This window comes from Paraburkholderia sp., from assembly GCF_004298475.1.
Classification (GTDB): Bacteria; Pseudomonadota; Gammaproteobacteria; order Burkholderiales; family Burkholderiaceae; genus Paraburkholderia; species Paraburkholderia denitrificans.
The window spans coordinates 109976-132935 of record NZ_SCRP01000010.1; the positions used below are offsets into that span (position 1 = coordinate 109976).

19 protein-coding genes and 1 other RNA gene are annotated in these 22960 nt (G+C 64.9%); 11 read left to right on the plus strand and 9 right to left on the minus strand.

Going from position 1 to position 22960, the window contains the following annotated elements; genetic code table 11:
• Positions 1-2: 2 nt before the first annotated feature.
• Genes EPN59_RS05850 through surE form a run of 3 tightly spaced genes read right to left on the minus strand, consistent with a single transcriptional unit; the run spans position 3 to position 2727 of the window.
• A complete protein-coding gene (locus EPN59_RS05850) occupies positions 3-869 on the minus strand; it encodes a peptidoglycan DD-metalloendopeptidase family protein (protein WP_293037256.1) in 867 nt (288 codons plus the stop codon).
• A 5-nt stretch (positions 870-874) separates the two neighbouring features.
• The gene (locus tag EPN59_RS05855) at positions 875-1969 is read right to left on the minus strand and encodes a protein-L-isoaspartate(D-aspartate) O-methyltransferase (RefSeq protein ID WP_293037259.1); all 1095 of its coding nucleotides are present in this window, start codon (positions 1967-1969) and stop codon (positions 875-877) included.
• A complete protein-coding gene (surE, locus tag EPN59_RS05860) occupies positions 1966-2727 on the minus strand; it encodes a 5'/3'-nucleotidase SurE (protein ID WP_293037262.1) in 762 nt (253 codons plus the stop codon). The genes EPN59_RS05855 and surE overlap by 4 nt, the downstream gene beginning before the upstream one ends.
• A gap of 229 nt (positions 2728-2956) precedes the next feature.
• Here surE and EPN59_RS05865 point away from each other — a divergent pair, with 229 nt between their 5' ends.
• Complete coding sequence (locus tag EPN59_RS05865; RefSeq protein WP_293037265.1) at positions 2957-3928, plus strand: NADPH:quinone oxidoreductase family protein; 972 nt, start codon at positions 2957-2959, stop codon at positions 3926-3928.
• A 73-nt stretch (positions 3929-4001) separates the two neighbouring features.
• Here the strand turns inward: EPN59_RS05865 and EPN59_RS05870 are convergent, their stop codons facing one another.
• The 5 genes from EPN59_RS05870 to ffs form a co-directional block, all read right to left on the minus strand.
• Positions 4002-5240: a CaiB/BaiF CoA-transferase family protein gene (locus tag EPN59_RS05870; protein WP_293037268.1), complete on the minus strand. Its 1239-nt coding sequence runs from the start codon at positions 5238-5240 to the stop codon at positions 4002-4004.
• 79 nt (positions 5241-5319) lie between these two features.
• On the minus strand, positions 5320-5916 hold the full coding sequence (recR, locus tag EPN59_RS05875) for a recombination mediator RecR (RefSeq protein ID WP_293037271.1): 597 nt from the start codon (positions 5914-5916) through the stop codon (positions 5320-5322).
• A 134-nt stretch (positions 5917-6050) separates the two neighbouring features.
• The gene (locus EPN59_RS05880) at positions 6051-6377 is read right to left on the minus strand and encodes a YbaB/EbfC family nucleoid-associated protein (protein ID WP_293037273.1); all 327 of its coding nucleotides are present in this window, start codon (positions 6375-6377) and stop codon (positions 6051-6053) included.
• Between the two features lie 70 nt (positions 6378-6447).
• Positions 6448-8817: a DNA polymerase III subunit gamma/tau gene (gene dnaX, locus EPN59_RS05885; RefSeq protein ID WP_293045699.1), complete on the minus strand. Its 2370-nt coding sequence runs from the start codon at positions 8815-8817 to the stop codon at positions 6448-6450.
• Positions 8818-9093: 276 nt separating this feature from the next.
• Positions 9094-9192: signal recognition particle sRNA small type (gene ffs / locus EPN59_RS05890), an RNA gene on the minus strand.
• 468 nt (positions 9193-9660) lie between these two features.
• Here ffs and trxA point away from each other — a divergent pair.
• From trxA to EPN59_RS05940, 10 genes are all read left to right on the plus strand, one after another.
• The gene (gene trxA, locus EPN59_RS05895; RefSeq protein WP_027797264.1) at positions 9661-9987 is read left to right on the plus strand and encodes a thioredoxin TrxA; all 327 of its coding nucleotides are present in this window, start codon (positions 9661-9663) and stop codon (positions 9985-9987) included.
• Between the two features lie 256 nt (positions 9988-10243).
• A complete protein-coding gene (rho, locus tag EPN59_RS05900; RefSeq protein WP_293035914.1) occupies positions 10244-11506 on the plus strand; it encodes a transcription termination factor Rho in 1263 nt (420 codons plus the stop codon).
• A 183-nt stretch (positions 11507-11689) separates the two neighbouring features.
• Positions 11690-12244, plus strand: a complete 555-nt coding sequence (locus EPN59_RS05905; RefSeq protein ID WP_293035912.1) for a MerR family transcriptional regulator — start codon at positions 11690-11692, stop codon at positions 12242-12244.
• Complete coding sequence (locus EPN59_RS05910; RefSeq protein WP_293035910.1) at positions 12241-13797, plus strand: MFS transporter; 1557 nt, start codon at positions 12241-12243, stop codon at positions 13795-13797. The genes EPN59_RS05905 and EPN59_RS05910 overlap by 4 nt, the downstream gene beginning before the upstream one ends.
• A gap of 42 nt (positions 13798-13839) precedes the next feature.
• A complete protein-coding gene (locus tag EPN59_RS05915) occupies positions 13840-14676 on the plus strand; it encodes a M90 family metallopeptidase (RefSeq protein ID WP_293035908.1) in 837 nt (278 codons plus the stop codon).
• Positions 14677-14854: 178 nt separating this feature from the next.
• A complete protein-coding gene (locus EPN59_RS05920; RefSeq protein ID WP_293035906.1) occupies positions 14855-15118 on the plus strand; it encodes a type B 50S ribosomal protein L31 in 264 nt (87 codons plus the stop codon).
• 428 nt (positions 15119-15546) lie between these two features.
• Positions 15547-17301 (plus strand): glycosyltransferase family 39 protein, encoded by a 1755-nt coding sequence (locus EPN59_RS05925; protein WP_293035904.1) that lies wholly within the window; start codon positions 15547-15549, stop codon positions 17299-17301.
• A gap of 7 nt (positions 17302-17308) precedes the next feature.
• Positions 17309-18712, plus strand: coding sequence for an MATE family efflux transporter (locus EPN59_RS05930; RefSeq protein ID WP_293035902.1), 1404 nt, complete (start codon positions 17309-17311; stop codon positions 18710-18712).
• Positions 18713-18959: 247 nt separating this feature from the next.
• The gene (locus EPN59_RS05935; RefSeq protein ID WP_293035900.1) at positions 18960-19565 is read left to right on the plus strand and encodes a helix-hairpin-helix domain-containing protein; all 606 of its coding nucleotides are present in this window, start codon (positions 18960-18962) and stop codon (positions 19563-19565) included.
• 165 nt (positions 19566-19730) lie between these two features.
• Positions 19731-20168 (plus strand): YidB family protein, encoded by a 438-nt coding sequence (locus EPN59_RS05940; RefSeq protein WP_293035898.1) that lies wholly within the window; start codon positions 19731-19733, stop codon positions 20166-20168.
• Positions 20169-20246: 78 nt separating this feature from the next.
• On the opposite strand, the gene clpB is transcribed toward EPN59_RS05940, so the two are convergent.
• The gene (clpB, locus tag EPN59_RS05945; protein ID WP_293045702.1) at positions 20247-22844 is read right to left on the minus strand and encodes an ATP-dependent chaperone ClpB; all 2598 of its coding nucleotides are present in this window, start codon (positions 22842-22844) and stop codon (positions 20247-20249) included.
• Positions 22845-22960: the final 116 nt, after the last annotated feature.

Genomic DNA, 22960 nt, shown 5'->3' on the forward strand with positions numbered 1-22960 from the left:
CTTTATTGCGGCGGCAAGTACTTCAGTGGGTCGACGGGTTTGCCCTGACGGCGGACTTCGAAATGCAGCATCACGCGGTCCGAATCACTATTTCCCATTTCGGCGATCTTCTGACCTTTGGTGACTGCATCTCCCTCTTTTACCATCAAAGCGCGGTTGTGTGCATACGCCGTCAAAAAGGTGGCGTCATGCTTGATGATAATGAGATTGCCGTAACCGCGCAGCCCATTTCCGGCATATACCACCCTTCCGTCGGCGGCGGCCTTGACCGCATCGCCCGATGCGCCGCCGATATTGATGCCCTTGTTCTTCGCATCGTCGAAGCCGTTGAGCAGCGGCCCGCGCACCGGCCAGCCCAACGCGATGCCGGCTGACGGCATCGCGGTGTCGTTCGCGCCGCCCATCGGCGCAGAGGGAGTCGGCGCGGCGTTCGCGCCCGCACCGTAGACCGGCGGCACGTTCTGCACGCTGCCGGCCGGCACAGGCGCCGTGACGACACCCGGCGTCATTGCGGTGGCGCCCGCACCCGGCGGCACGACGCGCAACAACTGGTCGACTTCGATCTGATTCGGATTCGTGAGATTGTTCCACGCCGCGATGTCGCGGTAATTCTGGCCGTTTTCGAGCGCGATCCGGTACAGGGTATCGCCTGGTTTCACCCGATAGTAGCCGGGAGGCGGCGGCCCGAGCGGTGCGGCGGGCTGCGCAGCGGCTGCGCCGAACGGCGCAGTGCGGTCGACCACAGGCGCCTGATCGAACCGCGTCGCGCAGGCTGTCAACGCGCAGAGCGCGATGGCTGCTGCGCCGCGCCGGGCTACGGTCAGATCGATCTTCAGACGGTTTCTTTGCATCGCGCGCAACATACTCATCGGTTTCAGATCACTCCGGATTTTAAAGGGACAAAGAAAACGCGATCAAGCCGCGATTCCCGCCACTGCGCCGGGCCCGTACGCTCGACGAGCGTCAGCACCTGGGTCGCCTCGCCACCGGCTCCTGCGGGCGATGCGACAGGCGCCACGAGCCGCCCGCCGATGGCGAGCTGCTCGAGCAGCGCCTGCGGCACCTCGAAGCCAGCGGCCGCGATCACGATCGCGTCGAACGGCGCCGCCGACGGCATGCCGAGCCGTCCGTCGCCGTAGTGCAGGCGAATGTTGGGGATGCGCAGCGGACGAAGATTCGTCTTCGCGCGCTCATACAACGGCTTGATGCGTTCAATCGAATAAACATCGCGTGCGATGCCGCTCAGCACCGCCGCTTGATAACCACAGCCCGTGCCGATCTCGAGCACGCGATCAAGCGCCCGCCCCGCGCCCGCGAGTTCGAGCATGCGCGCGACGACCGAGGGCTTCGAGATCGTCTGCTGATGACCGATCGGCAACGCCGCATCTTCGTAGGCCTGGGTCGCAAGACCAGGATCGACGAACATGTGGCGCGGCACGCCCGCAAGCGCCTGAAGCACGCGCGCATCGACGATGCCGTTCGCACGAAGCCTTTCGACCATGCGCTCGCGAACCCGTTCCGACGTCAAGGCAACCGCGCCGTTGAGCGGCACGCCTGGCGCGCCGGGTACACCCGATGCCGGCGTGCCGGGGGCGCCCGGTGTTCCAGGCGTGCGCTGCGCGGCATTGGAACGCGTCGGCGTGGCGCGCGGCGCGGCATCGCTGCCGCGTACATCCCTTGCGCGCGCCGGCGCAGCAGGCTTGCTGCTCGCCGGGCGCTTGAGTCCTGCGCCAGGCGATTGCCCCGGCTTGCTCGTGCCGACGCCGCCGCTTACGTGCGGCACCGCGGGTTTGGCTGCAGGTTTGGCCGCGGGTTTGGCCACCGCCGTGCCCGCCGTGCCCGCCTTGCCCGCGCCACCGAGCGGCGCACGCGCTTCGCCGCCACGCGAATCCTGGCCGTCACGACGGCGCGGTTCGCGCACAAGATCCGCGAGCCCGAGCGGAAAACGCCTGGTGCGCTCGCCGGTCATGAAGCGCGGCCGCCCTGACACGCCCAGGCGTGCGTCTCGGACAACATCTGCGTGTGAGTCAGGTCGAGTTGCAGCGGCGTAATCGACACGTGGCCGTGCGATACCGCGTGAAAATCCGTGCCCTCGCTCGCGTCGCGCGCGCTGCCGGATGGGCCGATCCAGTAGATCGGCTCGCCGCGCGGGTTGGTCTGCCGGATCACCGGCTGCGAGGGATGGCGCTTGCCGAGGCGCGTCACGCGCCACTCGCCGAGTTCGGCGTACGGCAGGTTCGGAATGTTGACGTTCAGAAGCGGATGCCCCGGCAACGGATTCGCGAGGTAGTGCGCGACGATCTCGGCTGCGACGCGCGCGGCGGAATCGAGATGCGCCCAGTCCTTGTCGGCGAGCGAGAACGCGATGGCCGGCACGCCGAACATGATGCCTTCGGTTGCGGCGGCCACCGTGCCCGAATAGAGCGTGTCCTCGCCCATGTTCTGGCCGTTGTTGATGCCGGAAACCACGAGGTCGGGCCGCTCTTCGAGCATGCCCGTGAGTGCGATATGAACGGAGTCGGTGGGCGTGCCGTTCACGTAGTAGAAACCGGTCGTCGCCGAGCGCAGCACCGATAGCGGCCGCCACAGCGTAAGCGAGTTCGACGCGGCGCTGCAGTTCTGCTCAGGCGCCATCACCGTGACCTCGCCGAGCGGTTTGAGCGCTTCGTAGAGAGCGGCGAGTCCGGGGGCGAGATAACCGTCGTCGTTGCTGAGTAGTATTCGCATCCGGCGATTGTAACCGAGGAAAGAAGGCACGCGAGCGACAGCCCGGTAAGCCCGCTGGCCGGGCCGCACGCGAGGGTGGGCAGGCGCGCGGCGCGTCGTCTGCGGCACGTGTTCGTACGGATTTCGAACCCGGCATCGAATCGTACGATCGTTCGAATATCGACGGATTGCCGTACACTGTCCGTTCGTCCCGATTTCATAAACGACGCGACAGCACACAGGAGACACGATGCGCGCCATTCGCTGCAACCAGTACGGTCCACCCGACTCCCTCACGCTCGAAACGCTGCCCGACCTGGCACCCGGTGCGGGCCAGGTCGTCATCGACGTGAAAGCGGCCGCCGTCAATTTTCCCGACGTGCTCATCATCGAAAACAAGTATCAGATGAAGCCGCCGCTGCCCTTCACGCCGGGCGCCGAGGTTGCAGGCGTCGTGCGTGCCGCGGGCGCGGGCGTGAAACTTGCGCCGGGTGCGCGCGTGATCGCCTACGTGGGTACCGGTGGCTTTGCCGAGCAGGTCGTGGCCAATGAAGCCGCCTGCGTTCCGCTGCCCGATGGCGCCGATTTCGCGACGGCCGCCGCTTTCACGCTCGCCTACGGCACGTCGCATCACGCGGTGGTCGACCGCGCGGCGCTGCGCGCCGGCGAGACCATGCTCGTGCTGGGCGCGGCGGGCGGCGTAGGGCTTGCCGCCGTCGAAATCGGCAAGGTGCTTGGCGCGCGCGTGATCGCTGCGGCGTCGAGCGACGAAAAGCTCGATGTCTGCAAGCGCTTCGGCGCGGACGCCACCATCAACTACAGCACCGAAGACCTGCGCGAGCGTGTGAAGGCGCTCACCGATGGCAAAGGCCCGGACGTGATCTACGATCCGGTCGGCGGCATCTACGCGGAACCCGCGTTTCGCAGCATCGGCTGGCGCGGCCGCTATCTGGTCGTGGGCTTCGCCAACGGCGAAATTCCGAAGCTGCCGCTCAATCTCGCGCTGCTCAAGGGCGCGAGTATTGTCGGCGTATTCTGGGGGGAATTCGCGCGCCGCGAACCGCAGAACAACGCGGCCGCGTTCGCGCAGATGGTCGAGTGGATCAACAAGGGCTTGCTCCGGCCGTATGTCTCGAAGCGCTATGCGCTCGCCGAGACCGCGCAGGCGCTCAAGGACATGGCCTCCCGGCAGGTGACGGGCAAAATCGTCATCGAGCCCTGAGCGTTTTGCATAGCGCCCGAATACAAACAGCGCGCCTCGGCGCGCTGTTTGTTTCCGCGTTTCGTTTATCGACTCAGACGATCTGTTGCGCACGCAACCGGGCGACATGGTCGGCGTCGTAACCCAGCGCGTGGAGGACCTCGTCGGTATGTTCGCCGAGTTCGGGGCCCAGCCAGCGCGTATCGCCCGGCGTGGCGGAGAGCTTCGGCGTGACGGCGGGCAGCGCGACGTCGACCTTGTCTTGCCAGCGGAACTGCTGGATCATCTGGCGCGCCATGAACTGGGGATCCGTGAACATGTCGGCGACGCTGTAGATGCGGCCCACCGGCACATCGGCGGCGTTGAGCACGTCGAGCGCTTCGTCGATCGTGCGGGTCGAAAGCCATGCGGCAATCGCACCGTCGATCTCCTGCGTGCGCGGCACGCGGCCGTCGTTGTGCGCGAGGCCCGGATCGTTGGCGAGATCGTCTCGGTCGATGGCGCTCATGAGACGCCTGAAAATCGGATCGCTATTGCCGCCGATCACGATGCTGCCGTCCTTGCACGGGTACGTGTTCGACGGCACGATGCCCGGCAGCGAGGCGCCGGTGCGTTCGCGCACCATGCCGTAGACGCCGTATTCGGGCACCACGCTTTCCATCATGTTGAAGACGGCTTCATAGAGTGCGACATCGACGATTTGCCCGCTGCCGCCGTTCACGTTGCGGTGATGCAGCGCCATGAGCGCGCCGATCACGCCGTGCAGCGCGGCAATCGAATCGCCGATGGAAATGCCGATGCGCGGCGGCGGCAGGTCCGGATAGCCGGTGATGTGACGCAAGCCGCCCATCGACTCGGCAATCGCGCCAAAACCCGGACGATCCCGATACGGACCGCTCTGCCCATAGCCGGACAAACGCACCATCACGAGACCGGGGTTCTCCTTCGACAGCACGTCGTAACCGAGTCCGAGCTTTTCGAGCAAACCGGGGCGGAAATTCTCGATGACGATGTCGGCTTCTTTCGCGAGGCGGCGGACGATCTCCTTGCCCTCCTCGGCCTTCAGGTTCACCGTCACAGACTTCTTGTTGCGCGCCTGCACGGCCCACCAAAGCGAAGTGCCGCCCGCTTCGGGATAGAGCTTGCGCCACTTGCGCAGCGGATCGCCGCCTTTCGGGTCTTCGATCTTGATGACCTCGGCGCCGAACTCGCCGAGAAACCGCGCGGCGAACGGGCCCGCGATCAGCGTGCCGAGTTCGAGCACTTTCACGCCGGCAAGCGGGCCGGCGGCACGCTCGCGTGAGGCGGATTCGGGGGATGTGGCTGCGCTCATGGGTCTCCTTACCTGCTTCGATGCGCGCTGCGCGACGGCGTGACGTTATGCGCCGGGCGCGCGCGGCAAGATTCTCGTGTTACATCGAGCGGCGGTCGATCATCGCGCGGGCGATCGTGCCCGCGTCGACGTATTCGAGTTCGCCGCCCACCGGCACGCCGCGCGCGAGGCGCGTGACGCTCAGGCCGCGCGCCTTCAGCGCCTGGCCGAGGTAGTGCGCGGTGGCTTCGCCTTCGTTCGTGAAGTTGGTTGCGAGCACGACTTCCTTGACGATGCCGTCCGAGGCTCGCTTCACGAGGCGATCAAAATGGATCTCTTTGGGACCGATGCCGTCGAGCGGACTCAAGTGCCCCATCAGCACGAAATACAGGCCGTGCCATGTCATGGTCTGTTCGAGCATGATCTGGTCGGCAGGTGTTTCGACGACGCACAGCAGCGTGGGATCGCGCTCCTCGTCGAGACATGTTTCGCATATCTGCGCTTCGGTGAACGTGTTGCACTTCTCGCAGTGCTTCAGGTGCCCGGTGGCGAACATGAGCGCCCGGCCGAGTTTTTCGGCACCTTCACGGTCGTGCTGCATCAGGTGATAGGCCATGCGCTGCGCCGACTTCGGCCCGACGCCGGGCAACGCGCGCAGCGCCTCGACAAGCGCTGCCAGGGCGGAAGGTTGTTTCATGCGGATTCAGCGTGGCGAATCGATGGATCTTGCGGCGTGAAGCCGCCAACTGGGTAAACACGGCGGACGGCGCGTGGCGCGGCCCTGTGAAAAACGGGCCGCGGCGCAAGCGCGCGCGGCCCGCCTGTACGGCATCAGAACGGCAGCTTGAAGCCCGGGGGCAGCGGCAGACCAGCGGTCATGCCGCCCATCTTTTCCTGCGACGTGGCTTCGGCCTTGCGTACTGCGTCGTTGAACGCCGCCGCGACGAGGTCTTCGAGCATGTCCTTGTCGTCCGCGAGCAGGCTCGGGTCGATCGACACGCGGCGCACGTCGTTGCGGCACGTCATCGTCACCTTGACCAGACCGGCGCCCGCCTGACCCTCGACCTCGATCGTGGCAAGCTGCTCCTGCATCTTCTTCATGTTTTCCTGCATCTGCTGGGCCTGCTTCATCAGCCCGGCAATTTGACCTTTCATCATGATCGTGACTCCTTCTGGATCGTTTGTATTCGGAAAAGCGCGCGGCACCACGTGTGCCGCGCGCCGCAAATCAATGGGCGGCCTGGCCGCTGCCCGGCGCCGCGTCGAGCGCGACCGGGCGGATCGAACCCGGCACGATGCTCGCGCCGAAGTCTCGAATCAGTTGCTGGACGAACGGGTCCGCGCCGATTTCGCGCTCGGCGTCGCGTTGACGCCCGGCGCGCGCGGCTGCGTCGAGCGCGGCGGCCGTGCGGCGTGCGGGGCCCACGACCACCGCAACGTCCACGTCCTTGCCGAGCCGCTCGGCAAGCGCCGCCTTCAGTTTCGCGACCTGCGAGGCCTCCGCGTATTGCGGCACCGGCACGCTCAGCTTGAGCACCGCGCCGTCGAGTGCGGTCAGTTCGCTATTGAACGCAAGCTGGTACGAGATGCCCTTGAGCGGCAGCGTCGCGGCAAGTGCGGGCCAGTCGCCCGTGAAGCCGATCGCGTCGAGCGCGATGCCCGGCGGCAGTTTGCTGACGTCCACGACGGCCGCTGCGGGCGTCGCCGCAGGCGCGGCGGCGCGCGGTGCTGCCGGTTCGCTGTCGTATGCGGGCACGAAGCCGTCGTCGGGCGAGGCGAAATAAGCGTCGTCGGCGCCGAGGGGCACGTAGTCGTCGGGCGGAATGTCGTCCCACGGCGGAGGGGATGCGGCGTCCTGGGCGCTCGCGCCACGGGCCGGCTGGCGCTGCTGCGCTTCCTGCGCGGCGGCGGCGCGGCGGGCGGGGTCCGGCGTCGGCACCTTCACTTCGGCGCGCGGTGCGGCGGATCTGGGCGCGGCAGCAGGTGCGTTAGCTGCGGCGCGGGCACCGCGATCGGCCGATACGCGCATGCCCTTGTTGCGCAGCACATCGAGTGCCGCGCTTGCGCCGCCGCGCACATCGGATGCTTCGGTCGCGCTCGCTGCCACGTCGGGCTCGGCTTGCGGTTCGGGCTCGGCGGGTTTTGCCTCGACTGGTGTTGGCGCCGCCACAGGCGCCTCGCCCCGAATTTCGGGCGACGCGTCCTGCGCGCCGGCTTGCACCTCGATTTGCGCCTCGGTTTGCCCTTCGTCGGCTGATTCCCACGGCGGCACAACGCGCAGCGCAGCGGGCGTCGCTGCTACGCCAACTTCACCGGCGTTCGGCGCAGCGGCGGGTTTGTCTGTTTCTACCGGAAGCGCGCGCGGTGCAGCGGCTTGCGTACTCACAGCCGGGCGCGGCGCCTGTGCCCCTGCGCTGGTGGCTGAGCTCGCCAGCGCAGGCGCAGCCGCCCTCGCCCCGGAACTCGCCGCTGCAGGCTTCGACGCGGGCGCACTGCCGACATTGCCCGCGCCCGTCGACTGCTCGAACGCAAGCATGCGCAGCAGGGTCATCGTGAAGCCCGCGTATTCGTCGGGCGCGAGTCCAAGCTCGCTGCGTCCAAGCGTCGCGATCTGATAGAACAGTTGAACCTGCTCGGGCGAGAGTTCGGCGGCGAAGCGGCGCAGATCCGCCGCTTCCGGCCACTCTTCGAGCACCGACGCCGGCGCGAACTGCGCCCACGCAATACGGTGGAAGAGACTCGCGAGATCCTGCAGCGCCGTCGAAAACGACAGGCTGCGCAATGCCATTTCGTCCGCAATCGCGAGCACGGCCGCGCCGTCGCTTGCGACAAGCGCGTCGATCAGGCGGATCAGATAGCTTTGATCGAGCGCGCCGAGCATGCCGCGCACGGCCTCCTCGGTCACCTGATTCGCCGAGTAGGCAATCGCCTGATCGGTCAACGAGAGCGCGTCGCGCATCGAACCGTCGGCGGCGCGGGCGAGCAGGCGCAGCGCCTGCGGCTCAAATTCGACCTTCTCTTCGCCGAGGATATGCGTCAGATGCTCGACGATGTTCGCCGCGGGCATCTGCTTCAGATTGAACTGCAGGCAGCGCGACAGCACCGTGACCGGAATTTTCTGCGGATCGGTCGTCGCGAGAATGAACTTGACGTGCGGCGGCGGCTCTTCCAGCGTCTTCAGCATCGCGTTGAAGGCGTGGTTCGTCAGCATGTGCACTTCGTCGATCATGTAGACCTTGAAGCGCGCATCCACCGGTGCATAGACGGCGCGTTCGAGCAGCGCGGCCATTTCGTCGACGCCGCGATTGCTCGCCGCATCCATTTCGACGTAGTCGACAAAGCGGCCTTCATCGATCTCCCGGCACGCGCGGCACACGCCGCACGGCGTCGATGTCACGCCGGTCTCGCAGTTGAGCGCCTTGGCGAAGATGCGCGACAGCGTCGTCTTGCCCACGCCGCGCGTGCCCGTGAAGAGGTACGCGTGATGCAGGCGGCCGCCGTCGAGTGCATGCGTGAGCGCGCGCACCACGTGCTCCTGTCCGACGAGCGAAGCGAAGTCCTTCGGTCGCCACTTGCGTGCGAGAACTTGGTAGGTCATCGGGAAATTGTATCAGCATCGCCTGCGCGCACAGATGATTCGGCAAGGCGCAAACGCACAGCCCGCGGCGCCCTGGCACGGCACGCGCGAGCGCTGCGAAAGAGACGGATCCGGCTGCTGCCGCGTGCGCAAATCTCGCCATCGAAACGCTGGCCACCGACGATCACGCAAGCGTTGCCAAAGCCGTGCCGGACGCGGCAAAACCAAGGGTAACGCAAACGGGAAACGACGAGGTAACGAAGTGGGGAACTGGAGAACAGCAGGAAGAAAGTTGAAGGTGACGAGCCCGACCCTCGGCACTGGCGGAAAACGGCTGTGGCTGCTTCGTTCCCGACCTGACCAGGTTGACCGCCCCTCCATGCGAGGAGGCCCGTCACGGCGCATTCTAACATTGGTTGCGCTGCAATGAGAACCCTCATCCGAAAAGTCGCACCGCGCGCGCTGGTGCAGTAAAAAGGTGGCAGCATCAGCGGCAACAACGCAGCGCGCCGCAATATCGCTGTGCGGGCAACTGCGCCACCGCTATAGAGAGGAGAGCGCGATCACGACGCGCGCATTGATCGAGCGCAGTCCTTGCGCACAGCCCGAAAAAAACCCGCCGGGCATGCCCCGCGAGACCGGACCGCTGCGGCATGCATACGCACTATCGCCGTCGGCAATGCATAGGGATTTAGGCTACACTGGCGTCGGCAATGGGCTGCGCCGTGCACAACGGCGCATGAGGCTCATGCGGGGTCCACGCGGATCGGGCATGCCGTTCTGGTGGCCCCGGATAAGTTTTCAGTTTTGGTGTATCGTGGCGAGCAATTCAGTCAGCCTCGATTCGAAAGAGGTATTCATACAATGAGCGAACAAATCAAGCACATCAGCGACGCATCGTTCGAACAGGACGTCGTGAAATCTGACAAACCCGTTTTGCTGGACTTCTGGGCCGAATGGTGCGGCCCGTGCAAGATGATCGCGCCGATTCTCGATGAAGTCGCGAAGGACTACGGTGATCGCCTGCAAATCGCGAAGATCAATGTCGACGAACACCAGTCGACGCCGGTGAAGTTCGGCGTGCGCGGCATCCCGACGCTGATTCTCTTCAAGAACGGCGCTGTCGCCGCGCAAAAGGTCGGCGCACTCTCCAAATCGCAACTGACCGCGTTCCTGGACAGCCACCTGTAATTCCCCCTACCCGCCGCGTCGCGTATTTCCTCTCAACGGGCCCGCGTGCTGGCGGCGATGAAATAACGGTGCGTGTTGTCCGACGACAACACGCACCGCAAAAACACGCTGGCTCCCAACACTGGCAGCTTTTGGCGTGTGCTATGCTAGAATTTATAACGCGTCTATCCGGCGCCATATAAAGTCCTAGAGCGGTTCCGCTCGCTTCTTTCCCCCTGACCTCTTTCGTCGCAGTCCTCCCCGACGGGTTCTCCGTATGCATCTTTCCGAGCTTAAGTCTCTGCATGTCTCCGAATTGATCGAGATGGCCAACGGCCTCGAGATCGAAAGTGCGAACCGCCTGCGCAAGCAGGAACTGATGTTCGCGATTCTAAAAAGGCGCGCCAAGACTGGCGAAACGATCTTCGGTGACGGCACACTCGAAGTGCTCCCGGATGGCTTCGGATTCCTGCGCTCGCCGGAAACGTCGTATCTCGCGAGCACGGACGACATCTATATCAGCCCGTCGCAGATCCGCCGCTTCAACCTGCACACCGGCGACACGATCGAAGGCGAAGTCCGCACGCCCAAGGACGGTGAACGCTACTTCGCGCTCGTAAAGGTGGACAAGGTCAACGGCCAGCCGCCCGAAGCCTCGAAGCACAAGATCATGTTCGAAAATCTCACGCCGCTGCACCCGAACAAGGTGCTGCTGCTCGAGCGTGAGATGCGCGGCGAGGAGAACGTGACGGGCCGCATCATCGACATGATCGCGCCCATCGGCAAAGGCCAGCGCGGCCTGCTCGTCGCCTCGCCCAAGTCGGGCAAGACCGTGATGCTTCAGCACATCGCGCACGCCATCAAGCAGAACCATCCCGATGTCGTGCTGTTCGTGCTGCTCATCGACGAGCGTCCGGAAGAAGTGACCGAAATGCAGCGTTCGGTGGCGGGCGAAGTGATCGCCTCGACCTTCGACGAACCGGCTGCGCGTCACGTGCAAGTGGCGGAAATGGTCATCGAAAAGGCCAAGCGCCTCGTCGAAATGAAGCACGACGTCGTGATCCTGCTCGATTCGATCACGCGTCTTGCCCGCGCATACAACACGGTCGTACCAGCCTCGGGCAAGGTGCTCACGGGCGGTGTCGACGCCAACGCGCTGCAGCGTCCGAAGCGCTTCTTCGGCGCCGCGCGCAACATCGAGGAAGGCGGCTCGCTTACGATCATCGGCACGGCGCTCATCGAAACCGGCAGCCGCATGGACGACGTGATCTACGAAGAATTCAAGGGCACCGGCAACATGGAAGTGCACCTCGAGCGCCGTCTCGCGGAAAAGCGCGTCTACCCGTCGATCAACCTCAACAAGTCGGGCACGCGTCGCGAAGAGCTGCTCATCAAGCCGGACATCCTTCAGAAGATCTGGGTGCTGCGCAAGTTCATCCACGACATGGACGAAGTCGAAGCAATGGAATTCCTGCTCGACAAGATTCGCCAGACGAAGAGCAATTCCGAATTCTTCGAAATGATGCGCCGCGGCGGCTAACACCCGTCAGCCTCGCCCCGAACGCCCGCGCCAAGCGGGCGTTTTCATTTCGGCCGCCGTTTTTGTGCGGCACGCCGCCCTTTCCACCTTTCGATGCGCAGCCGGGCACAACATGTACGTGAACGTTCACGTTGCACTATAATGCGGCAAATCGACACGTCGCCGCCCGTGCCCGCATCATCGATGGCTAAATCCCCCCACACGAATTCCCCCACTGACTCCCCCGCGCTGCTCACCGTTGGCGACGCCGCACTCCGGTTGAACGTCACGCCGCGCACGCTCAAGTATTACGAGGAGCGCGGTCTCGTCACGCCCACGCGCAGCGAAGGCCGCTACCGCCTCTACGACGAGCAGAACCTCGAACAGTTCGCGCGCATCCTGCGGTTGCGCTCGCTGGGTTTTTCGCTGCACGGCATCGCGGAGATGCTCAAACGCCCGCTCGAATCTGCCGTCGATGGCCGCCGGCGTTACTCGCAGGATTCGCTTCAGCATATCGCCGATGCCCTGGCGCAGCAGATCGATACGCTCGACGCGCGCATCGCCGCCGTGCGGCGCGAACTCAAGGAAGCGCAGACCGTGCGCGCCGAACTCGCGGACGACCTCGATTACCTGACCAAGCGCCTCGCGGGCGTGCCTTACGAGGCGGTGATCGAAGAGCGGCTCGCCGCAAAGAAACGCCGCCGCGCGGGCAGCGGGCGACGCCGGACCACGGCCGGAAACGGCGACGCCCCTTCATGAACGCCACCGGATCGCGCCAACCGCTCTTCAGCGGCGAGCGGCTGCGGGGCGATTTTTTCCCGTGGGTGCTTGCGCTCGCAACCGGTCTCGATTACTTCGACAACGCGATCTTTTCCTTCTTCGCAAGCTATATCGCAGGCGGCATCAACGCCTCTCCCGATGAACTCGTCTGGTCGTCGAGCACGTACGCCGTCGCGGCCGTGCTCGGCATCCTGCAGCAGCAATGGTGGGTCGAGCGCGTCGGCTACCGGCGCTACGTGAGCAGTTGCCTGCTGCTCTACGCGGCGGGCGCCGTAATCGCCGCGCTCTGCGCATCGTCGTCCGAGCTCGCCTTCGCGCGCGGCTTTCAGGGTTACTTCATCGGCCCGATCATGGGCACTTGCCGCATCCTCATCCAGAGCAGTTTCACGCCGCAGCAGCGCCCGCCGGCCACGCGCGCGTTTCTCTCGATGCTCGTGCTCTCCACCGCGCTCGCGCCGCTCGCCGGTGGCCTGCTCGTTTCGCATTTCGACTGGCGTGCGCTCTTCGCCTGTACCGCGCCCGCGGGCGTTCTGTTCGCCGCACTCGCGTTTTTCGCCCTGCCCGACTCGGGTCATGTGGAGCCCGAGGAACGCGGAGAGTCGCATTTCTGGCCGTACATCGTCTTCGCGTTCGCGCAGGGCGCGCTCCAGATCGCCATGCAACAGGTTCGCTTCGAGCTGTTCAGCCGGTCCCCCGAGCTGGTCGTGCTGACCGTGGCCGGTATCGGCTCGCTCGCATGGTTCGGCTGGCATCAGTGGCATCACCCCAAACCGCTCGTGCGGCTGCATGCGCTACGCGAAAAGACCTTTCAGGTCGGCCTGCTGCTCTACATGATTTACTACTATCAAAGCACGGCGCTCAGCTACCTGATCTCACGCTTTCTCGAAGGCGGCCTCAACTATCCGGTGGAAAACGCGGGTCGGCTCACCGGCATCACGTCGCTCGTTTCAGCTTCTGCACTGCTCCTGTACTTCCGCTACGCGAAACGCCTGACACGCAAGAAATGGATCATCGTGCCCGGCTTCGCGCTCGCGGCCCTTGTCGCTTTCTGGATGACGCGGATGCCGCCCGACGTCAGCGAATCGCGGCTCATCGCACCATTGCTGCTGCGCGGCCTTCTCCTGCTCTTCATCGTGGCGCCGGTCGCGAACGTCACGTTCAGCATCTTCGCGATCGAGGAGTTCACGCACGGCTATCGCCTCAAGAACATCGTCCGGCAGTTGACGATCTCGTTCGCCACGGCCACGGTCATCATCGTCGAGCAGCATCGGCTCGCGCTGCACCAGTCGCGGCTCGCGGAATCGGTGAATCCGTTCAATCCCGCGTTCCAGAACACCCTTGCGAAGCTGACGCACGGTTTCGAAGCCCTTGGCAACACGCCCGGCGAAGCATACGGCCTCGCAATCGTGGAGATCAACCGCATGGTCGCGCAGCAGGCGAGCTTCCTGAGTTCGCTCGACGGGTTTTATTTCCTCATCGGCGTGGCCATCTGCGGTGGTATCTTTGCAGCCTGCCAGAAGCAGATCGACTGACCCTCTCACGCCAACTCACGCACCTCACGACGCAACCCGGCGATGCTATCGAAACTGTCCCAGTGGTTCGGCACGCGCCGCCGCGACAAGGCGTTGCGCACGCACGCGATCGACGACGCGCTCTGGCAGGCCACGCTCGACGGCCTGCCGTTCCTCGCGCATCTCGATGCCGCCGATCTCGCGCGCCTGCGCGAGCTGACGAGCCTCTTCCTCGCGCAAAAGGAATTTTCGACCGCGCACGATCTCGAACTGACCGACCGCATGACGGTCGCGATTGCCGTACAGGCATCGCTGCCGGTGCTGAACCTGTCGCTCGATCTGTATCGCGGCTGGGTCGGCGTGATCGTGTATCCGGGCGAGTTCGTGATCCGCAAGACCGTCGAGGACGAGGACGGCGTGATTCACGAAGTCGAGCAGGACGCGAGCGGCGAAGCATGGGAAGGCGGTCCGGTGATCCTCTCGTGGGAAGACGCGCAGATGACCGGCGGCGCCGACGCCTACAACGTCGTAATCCACGAGTTCGCGCACAAGATCGACATGGTGAACGGCGAGGCGGACGGTCATCCACCGCTTTTTCGCCGCTGGCACGCGCCGCTCGACGCGCACGCCTGGGCCGACGTCTTCGACAACGCCTACGACCAGTTTTGTGCGAAAGTCGATGCCGTGCCGCAGCGGCGCTGGGCGCGCTTCGAGCGCGAAGCGCTGATCGATCCCTATGCGGCCGATCACCCGTCGGAGTTTTTCGCCGTGTGCAGCGAAGCCCTGTTTGTGAAGCCGCACGAATTCGAGTCCGAGTATCCCGAGCTTTACCGGCTGCTCGCCCGTTATTACCGGCAGGACCCGGCGAGAGTCGGCGCCCTCGCCGGTTTCGGCGAGTAGCACCGCAAAAATTCGCCAACAGACTGATTTTCTGGCATAATCGTCGTTTTTCGACCTTGGGCAAGTGGCTCGCGCTTTATTTTTTGTCGCAAGCGATTGTTACAAGCAGTTGCGCGTGCAGGGTTGCACGTGAATTGCGGGCGCGCGGGTTGGCTACCGCCAGATTTAAGGACAAACCATGAAAGAAGGCATTCACCCGGATTACCGCGAAGTCCTGTTCGTCGACGTTTCGAACGACTTCAGGTTCGTGACCCGCTCGACCATCCAGACGCGCGAAACCGCCGAATTCAACGGCAAGACGTACCCGCTCGCGAAGATCGAAGTGTCGTCGGAATCGCATCCGTTCTACACGGGCACGCAAAAGATCATGGACACGGCCGGCCGTGTCGAGAAGTTCAACAAGAAGTTCGGCGCACGCGCCACGGGCAAGGTCGCGAAGTAAATTTCGCGAATCACCTCGCAGTTCACCTGAACCGGCCTTCGCGCCGGTCCCGGAGCAAAAAGGGCAGCGGTCGCTGCCCTTTTTTGTTGCCGCCACTATTGACTGCGTCCGCAACGCCAGGCAACACCAGGCAACATCAAGCAACGCGCGCGTCATAACGTTGCCGGATTGCGATCCGACGCAACTTCCACGCAACTTCGAAGCAACGCTCAACGTGACGCGCTGCGGCTCACCCGGCTAGAATGCCGGATGCTTCGCCCCCCGCCCGCTCCAGCGCGAGCGTCACGTCCTGCGGCCCGAATCCCGGTGAACCGGGCGATCCGCAATCGCTGCAGCACCCCGGCTTGCCGCTGCCGTGCAGTCGTGGCGCGGTCGACACGCCACCAGGCTGCGCAAGCCGGTCCGCTTATCCGTTTTTTTCGCACTGAATGAAGCCAGCCATTCGACTGACCGCCTCCGCCACCAGCGCCCTGCCGCGCTGGGTGTTGCTGGCTATCTGTATCGCGTTCGCGTCGTTCGGCCTGTTTGGCCGCGATCCATGGAAAAACGAGGACGCAGCCGGCTTCGGCGTGATGTGGACCATGGCGGGCGGCACGTCTCACGACTGGCTGCTGCCGAACCTCGTCGGCAAGTACGCCACCGAAAACGGTCCGCTCGGCTATTGGCTCGGCGCGCTCTGCATCCGCGTCTTCGCGCCGTGGGTGGACGCGAGCAATGCGTCGCGCATCGCCACCGGGTTGCTGTTCTGTCTCGCCTGCGCGTTCGTCTGGTACAGCGCGTATCTGCTGGGCCGCCGCCCCGAAGTCCAGCCATTCAAATACGCATTCGGCGGCGAGCCCGAACCGCGCGACTACGGCCGCACGCTCGCCGACGGCGCGCTCCTGATCCTGCTCGCATGCTTCGGCCTCGCCGAGCGCGGCCACGAAACGACGCCGCAGCTCATGCAGTTCGCCGGCATGGCGATGTTGCTGTACGGCGTCGTGCGTGCGATCGATAAACCTGTTCAGGGCGCGCTCTGGTGGGGTTTCGCGCTCGGCGTCGTGGCGCTCTCGAGCGATCTGGTGCAGGCGGGCGCGCTGCTGGCCGGCACGCTCGTGATGCTCGTCGTCGCACCGAGGACGCGCTCGCACTGGCTGCTCGTGGCCGGATTGCCGGTCGCGCTGATCATCGCGGCGTCGTGGCCGATCCTCGCGCTGCAGCGTTATCCCGACGACGCCGCGTGGTTCCTCAACCAGTGGATCAGGTCGAGCGTCAACGCCTTCTCGGGGCCGCCGGGCTTCGTGCTGCGTTACGCCGCCAAGAACCTGCCGCTCTTCACGTGGCCCGCATGGCCGCTCGCCTTATGGGCCTGGTTTAGCTGGGCGGGCCTGCGCCGCGCGCCGCACGTCGCCATTCCACTGTCTGTCATCCTGCCGCTATTGCTGCTCATCGCCGTGCAGAGCCACGAGACGAACCGCATCTTCATGATCGTGCTGCCCGCGCTGTCGGTGCTGGCCGCGTTCGCGCTGCCCACGCTCAAGCGCGGCGCGATCAACGCCATCGACTGGTTCGCCGTACTGAGCTTCACGATCCTCAGCACGTTCGTCTGGCTCGTGTGGCTCGCGGGCATGACCGGCTTTCCGGCTCCGCTCGCCCGCAATCTCGCGCGCCTCGCGCCCGGTTTCTCGCCGCAGTTCAATTTCCTCTCGTTCGCGTGCGCCGTCGTCGTGACGCTCTTCTGGATAGGACTCGTCCAGTGGCGCGTGTCGCGGCATCCGAAGGTGTTGTGGCGCAGCATCGTGCTCTCGAGCGCCGGCACGACCCTGATGTGGGTCCTGCTGATGACGCTCTGGCTGCCCGTCGTCAACTTCAGCCGGACGTATCGCGACGTCGCGCAGCAGATCGCCGCCCACCTGCCCGCCGACTACGCGTGCATCTCCCCGGTCCGGCTCGGCGATGCCCAGATCGCGACCTTCGCCTACTTCGGCAAGATGCACTTCTCGTTCAACGACGATTGCGACGTGATCCTGCGCCAGGACACCCCGGCCTACGGCGCGCCCACTTCGCCGCCGAACTATGCATGGAAGCTCGTCTGGGAAAGCCGCCGCGCCGCCGACCGCGACGAGCAATTCCGCCTGTATGTGCGCATCGACCGGCCGCAGACTCCGCCGAAGCGCCGCGTCTGGCGCAAGCGCCCGGACTGAGGGCGCCGTGCCTGGCACCGTCGCAGGCACAGTCGCAGGCACCTTCGCCAGCGACGTCCGCCGCATCGCCGGACTCGCCTGGCCGGTCCTGATCGGCCAGCTCGCGATCATCGCGTTCGGCGTGATCGATACGGCGATGGTCGGGCGTTACTCGGCGCTCGACCTCGCGGCGCTCGGACTCGGCTCGTCGATCTATGTCTCCGTCTACATCAGCCTCACCGGCATCCTGACCGCGCTGCAGCCCATCGCTGCGCAACTCTACGGCGCGCAGCGCGACGGCGAGATCGGCGAAGAAGTGCGCCAGTCATTCTGGCTCGCGCTCGTGCTCGCGGTGATCGGTTGCACGATCCTCTATTTTCCCGATCCGCTGCTCGATCTCGCGCACGCACCCGTCGCGCTGCGCGAGCGCACCGTCGAGTATCTGCGGGTGCTCGCGTTCGGGCTGCCTGCCGGCCTGCTGTTTCGCATCTACAGCTCGCTCGCCAATGCAGTCGGTCGGCCGCGACTCGTGATGATCCTGCAGGTGGGCGCGCTCGTGCTGAAGGTGCTGCTCAATCGCTGGCTCATCTTCGGCGGGCTCGGCGTGAGTGCGCTCGGCGGCCCGGGCTGCGCGCTCGCGAGCACGACGCTCAACTGGGCGCTCGCCATCCTCGCCGCCGTCATGATGACGAAACTCGACGTGTTCGCGCCGTTCGGCATCTTCAGGCACCTCTGCTGGCCGAGCTGGAGGCGTCAGGCGGAACTGCTCAAGCTCGGCATTCCGATGGGGCTCTCGTATCTGATCGAGGTGACGTCGTACACCTTCATGGCGATCTTCATCGCGCGGCTCGGCACGACGACGCTCGCGGGTCACCAGATCGCGGGCAATCTCGGCGCAGTGCTGTACATGACACCGCTCTCGATCGGCGTCGCAACCTCGACGCTCGTCGCCCAGGCGCTCGGCGGCAACCGGCCCGCCGAGGCGCGCACGCTCGCGCGGCACGGCATTGCCACCGCCGTGACGATCGCGTGCTGCTTCGCGCTGGCTGTGTTCGTGCTGCGGCCGCTCATCATCGGCGGCTATACGCCGGACCCCGCCGTGGCCGTCGCCGCCATGCCGCTCATGGCGATCGTCGCGCTCTATCACGTGTTCGATGCGCTCCAGGTCACGACGGCGTTTGCGCTGCGCGCCTACAAGGTCGTCGTCGTGCCGACCGTGATCTATGCGGTCGCGCTCTGGGGCGTCGGGCTCGGCGGAGGCTATGCGCTCGGTTTCAACGTGATCGGCACGCTCCCCGACTGGGCCACCGGTGCACGCGGCTTCTGGCTCGCCAACATGGCGAGCCTTGTGATCGCCGGTGCCGGGCTCGCGGTTTATCTGTCGCGCGTGAGCGTGCGGCATGCGCGCGCGAGCGGCGTCGCGGGGCAGTAATTCACCCTGCGCACCCCATCGCGTCTGCGCCGCCGTTGCAGCCCCGCATCCGGCGCGTGCACAATGCGCAGAAGCGTCGAAGACTGCACAGCGCGAATGATTCGTCACGAAGCGACCGGTAGAATCGGAGCGCTTCCCGTCCACGGATACGCCAACTGTCCTATCCTTGTAGCGCAGCACACCCAATAGATGCAGATGCGTCGTCCGTTCCCGGCTTACAGAATTTGCCCTCAATGGAGTGATTGTCATGCTGAAAAAGCTGCTGATGTTGCTGGTCGCACTTGGGCTGTCGCTGTCCGCGCTGATGGCGAGCGCCGTGGAGGTGAACACCGCGGATGAAACCGCGCTCGAATCCGTCAAGGGCATCGGCCCGGCCCACGCAAAGGCAATCCTCGACGAACGCGCGAAACACGGTCCGTTCAAAGATGCCGACGATCTCGTGAACCGCGTCAAGGGCATCGGTTCGAAGTCGATCCTGAACCTCGAAGCTGCGGGCCTGACGATCAACGGATCGTCGGCGCCGCCGAGCGGCAAGACGACCGCGACGACGAAGGGCGGCAAGGCGGCCACCAGCGCCGCTCCAGCCGCTGCAGCCACGACGGGCACCGCGCCGAATCCGACGACATCGGCTCAGACGGGTGCGGTGGCAACCGCGCCGCAAGCGGCATCGGCCGCGAACGCAGGCAAGCCGAAGCACATGAGCAAGAAGGAAAAGGCCGCCGAAGCCGCGAGCGCAGCCAAAGCCGGCACCGCTGCCTCCGCGCCGGGGGCCGCTTCGGAACCCAAGGCGAAGAAGTCCGGCAAGTCGAAGAAGAGCAAGGCTGCGTCCGATGCAGCCGCTTCAGGCGCCTGATTTCCTGCGCCTGTCTGTTGGCGGATTCCGGCTCAGGCCGCTGGTACTAATGGTGCCGCTTGTGCCAATGGTGCCGATGCCGGTCCGCAACGTACGGCACACCTTGCGTGTGCCGCCCGATTTTCGGCCTCGCCCCCCGCGCGGCCATCACCCTGAGAGAACGTCATGAGTCTGCTAGATACCCTCGGTTCCCTGTTCGGTTCATCGTCGCAACAGCCTGGCGGCAACCAGGCCCAGCTCATCGCGATGGCGACCGAATTCGTCAACAACCAGCCGGGCGGCCTGAACGGCCTCATCCAGAAGTTCCAGCAAGGCGGCCTCGGCGACGTCGTGCAATCGTGGGTCGGCACCGGCGACAATCAGGCGATTTCGCCGGATCAGCTGCACAACGTCCTCGGCTCCGACGTCGTTACCGGCCTCGCGCAGAAGGCCGGCATCCAGCCGGATCAGGTGAGCGGCCTGCTCGCCCAGGTCCTGCCGCACGTCGTCAATGCGGCCACGCCCAACGGTGAAGTGCCCGCCGATGGCCAGATCAACACCAGCAACGTACTCGGCACGCTCGGCAACCTCGCTTCCCTGTTCGGCGGCAACAAGTCTTCATAAGCTGCGCGTTCCCGCGCACGGGCATGAAAAAAGGGCAACGGAAAAATTCCGTTGCCCTTTTTGCTGGCGGCGGCGCGCCTAGTGCATGACGCGTTCGAACACGAACTGGCCGTTGTGGATGTCGACCGGAATCACATCCTTCGGCCCGAACTTGCCCGCGAGAATCAGCTTGGCGACCGGATTCTCGATCTCCTGCTGGAGCGCGCGCTTGAGCGGCCGCGCACCGAACAGCGGGTCGTAGCCGACCTTGGCGATCTGATCCAGCGCCTCGTCCGACACCATGAGCTCCATGTCGAGCTTCTCCAAACGCTCGCGCAGACGCTGCAACTGGATCTTCGCGATCGACTGGATGTTCGCGCGATCGAGCGCATGGAACACCACGACCTCGTCGATCCGGTTCAGGAACTCGGGGCGGAACTGCAGTTTCACTTCGCCCCACACCGCGTCCTTCACCGCGTCCTGCGGTTCGCCCGCCATCGACTGGATGAGGTGCGAACCGAGGTTCGACGTCATTACGATCACCGTGTTCTTGAAGTCCACGGTGCGGCCCTGACCATCGGTCATGCGGCCGTCGTCGAGCACTTGCAGCAGCACGTTGAACACATCCGGGTGCGCCTTCTCGATTTCGTCGAGCAGGATCACGCTGTACGGCTTGCGGCGCACGGCCTCGGTGAGATAGCCGCCTTCCTCGTAGCCGACATAGCCCGGAGGCGCGCCGATCAGCCGCGCGACGCTGTGCTTCTCCATGAACTCGCTCATGTCGATGCGGATGAGGTGCTCCTCCGAATCGAACAGGAAGCCCGCGAGCGCCTTGCACAGCTCGGTCTTGCCGACGCCCGTCGGCCCGAGGAACAGGAACGAGCCGTACGGCCGGTTCGGATCGGCGAGGCCCGCGCGCGAACGGCGGATCGCATCGGCGACAGCGGTGATCGCCTCGTCCTGCCCGACCACGCGCTCGTGCAGCTTCTGCTCGATCTGCAACAGCTTTTCGCGTTCGCCCTGCATCATGCGCGACACAGGAATGCCGGTCGAGCGCGACACGACTTCGGCGATTTCCTCGGCGCCGACTTGCGTGCGCAACAGACGCGGACGCGTCGGGTTGTTCTGCTCGTTCGCTTCGGCCTGCGTCACCTGCTTCAATTGCGATTCGAGTTGCGGCAGCTTGCCGTACTGCAATTCGGCGACCTTTTCGAGCTTGCCTTCGCGCTGGAGCTTGTTGATATCGGCGCGCACGCGGTCGATCTCTTCCTTGATCTGCGCGCTGCCCTGCACCGCGGCTTTCTCCGCGGTCCAGATTTCTTCGAGATCCTTATATTCGAGGCTCAGCCGGTCGATCTCTTCTTCGATCAGTTGCAGACGCTTTTGCGAGGCTTCGTCCTTTTCCTTCTTGACGGCTTCGCGCTCGATCTTCAACTGGATGAGACGCCGGTCGAGCTTGTCCATCTCCTCGGGCTTCGAGTCGATTTCCATCTTGATCTTCGACGCGGCTTCGTCGATCAGGTCGATGGCCTTGTCCGGCAGGAAGCGATCGGTGATGTAACGATGCGACAGCTCCGCCGCCGCGACAATCGCGGGGTCCGTGATTTCGACGCCGTGGTGCAGTTCGTACTTCTCCTGCAGACCGCGCAGGATGGCGATGGTCGCCTCGACCGACGGCTCGTCGATGAGCACCTTCTGGAAGCGGCGTTCGAGCGCGGCATCCTTTTCGATGTACTTGCGATATTCGTCGAGCGTGGTCGCGCCGATGCAGTGCAGCTCGCCGCGCGAGAGCGCGGGCTTGAGCATGTTGCCCGCATCCATCGCGCCTTCGGCCTTGCCTGCGCCGACCATCGTGTGAATTTCGTCGATGAAGACGATGGTCTGGCCTTCGTCCTTCGCGATGTCGTTGAGCACGGCCTTCAGGCGCTCTTCGAATTCGCCGCGATACTTCGCGCCCGCGAGCAGCGCGGCCATGTCGAGCGAGAGCACGCGCTTGCCCTTGAGCGTCTCGGGCACTTCGCCGTTGACGATCCGCTGCGCGAGCCCCTCGACGATCGCCGTCTTGCCGACGCCCGGCTCGCCGATCAGCACCGGGTTGTTCTTCGTGCGCCGTTGCAGGATCTGGATCGAGCGGCGAATTTCATCGTCGCGGCCGATCACGGGGTCGAGCTTGCCCGCCCGCGCACGCTCGGTCAGATCGATCGCATATTTCTTGAGCGCTTCGCGCTGGCTTTCCGCGTCCTGGCTATTGACCTGCGCGCCGCCGCGCACCGAAACGATCGCCGCTTCGAGCGCCTTGCGCGTGAGTCCGTGCTTGCGTGCGATCTGGCCCGCGTCGCCGCGATCTTCCGCGACGGCGAGCAGGAACATCTCGCTCGCGATATAGGTGTCGTTGAGCTTCTGGGCTTCCTTGTCCGCCTGATTGAGCAGCCCGGTCAGGTCGCGGCCGATCTGCACGTTGCCGTCGGTGCCCCGCACCTGCGGCAAGCGGCTGATCGCATCGTTGAGCGCATTCTGCAGCGCCTGAACCTGCACGCCGGCGCGCGCCATCAGCGAGCGCGCGGAACCGTCCTGCTGCGCGACGAGCGCGGCAAGCAGGTGGACGGGTTCGATGTACTGGTTATCGTGGCCGACGGCAAGGCTCTGCGCGTCGGAAATGGCTTCCTGGAACTTGGTGGTGAGTTTGTCGATTCTCATTTAGAACGAGACCTCCAGTATCTTTACTGTCACCAAATCTGAGGGGCGATGTGCGAGTTTCAAGCGCCAGATACGTCATTTTTTCCGATTTATTGAATCGGGCGCACGAACGCGTT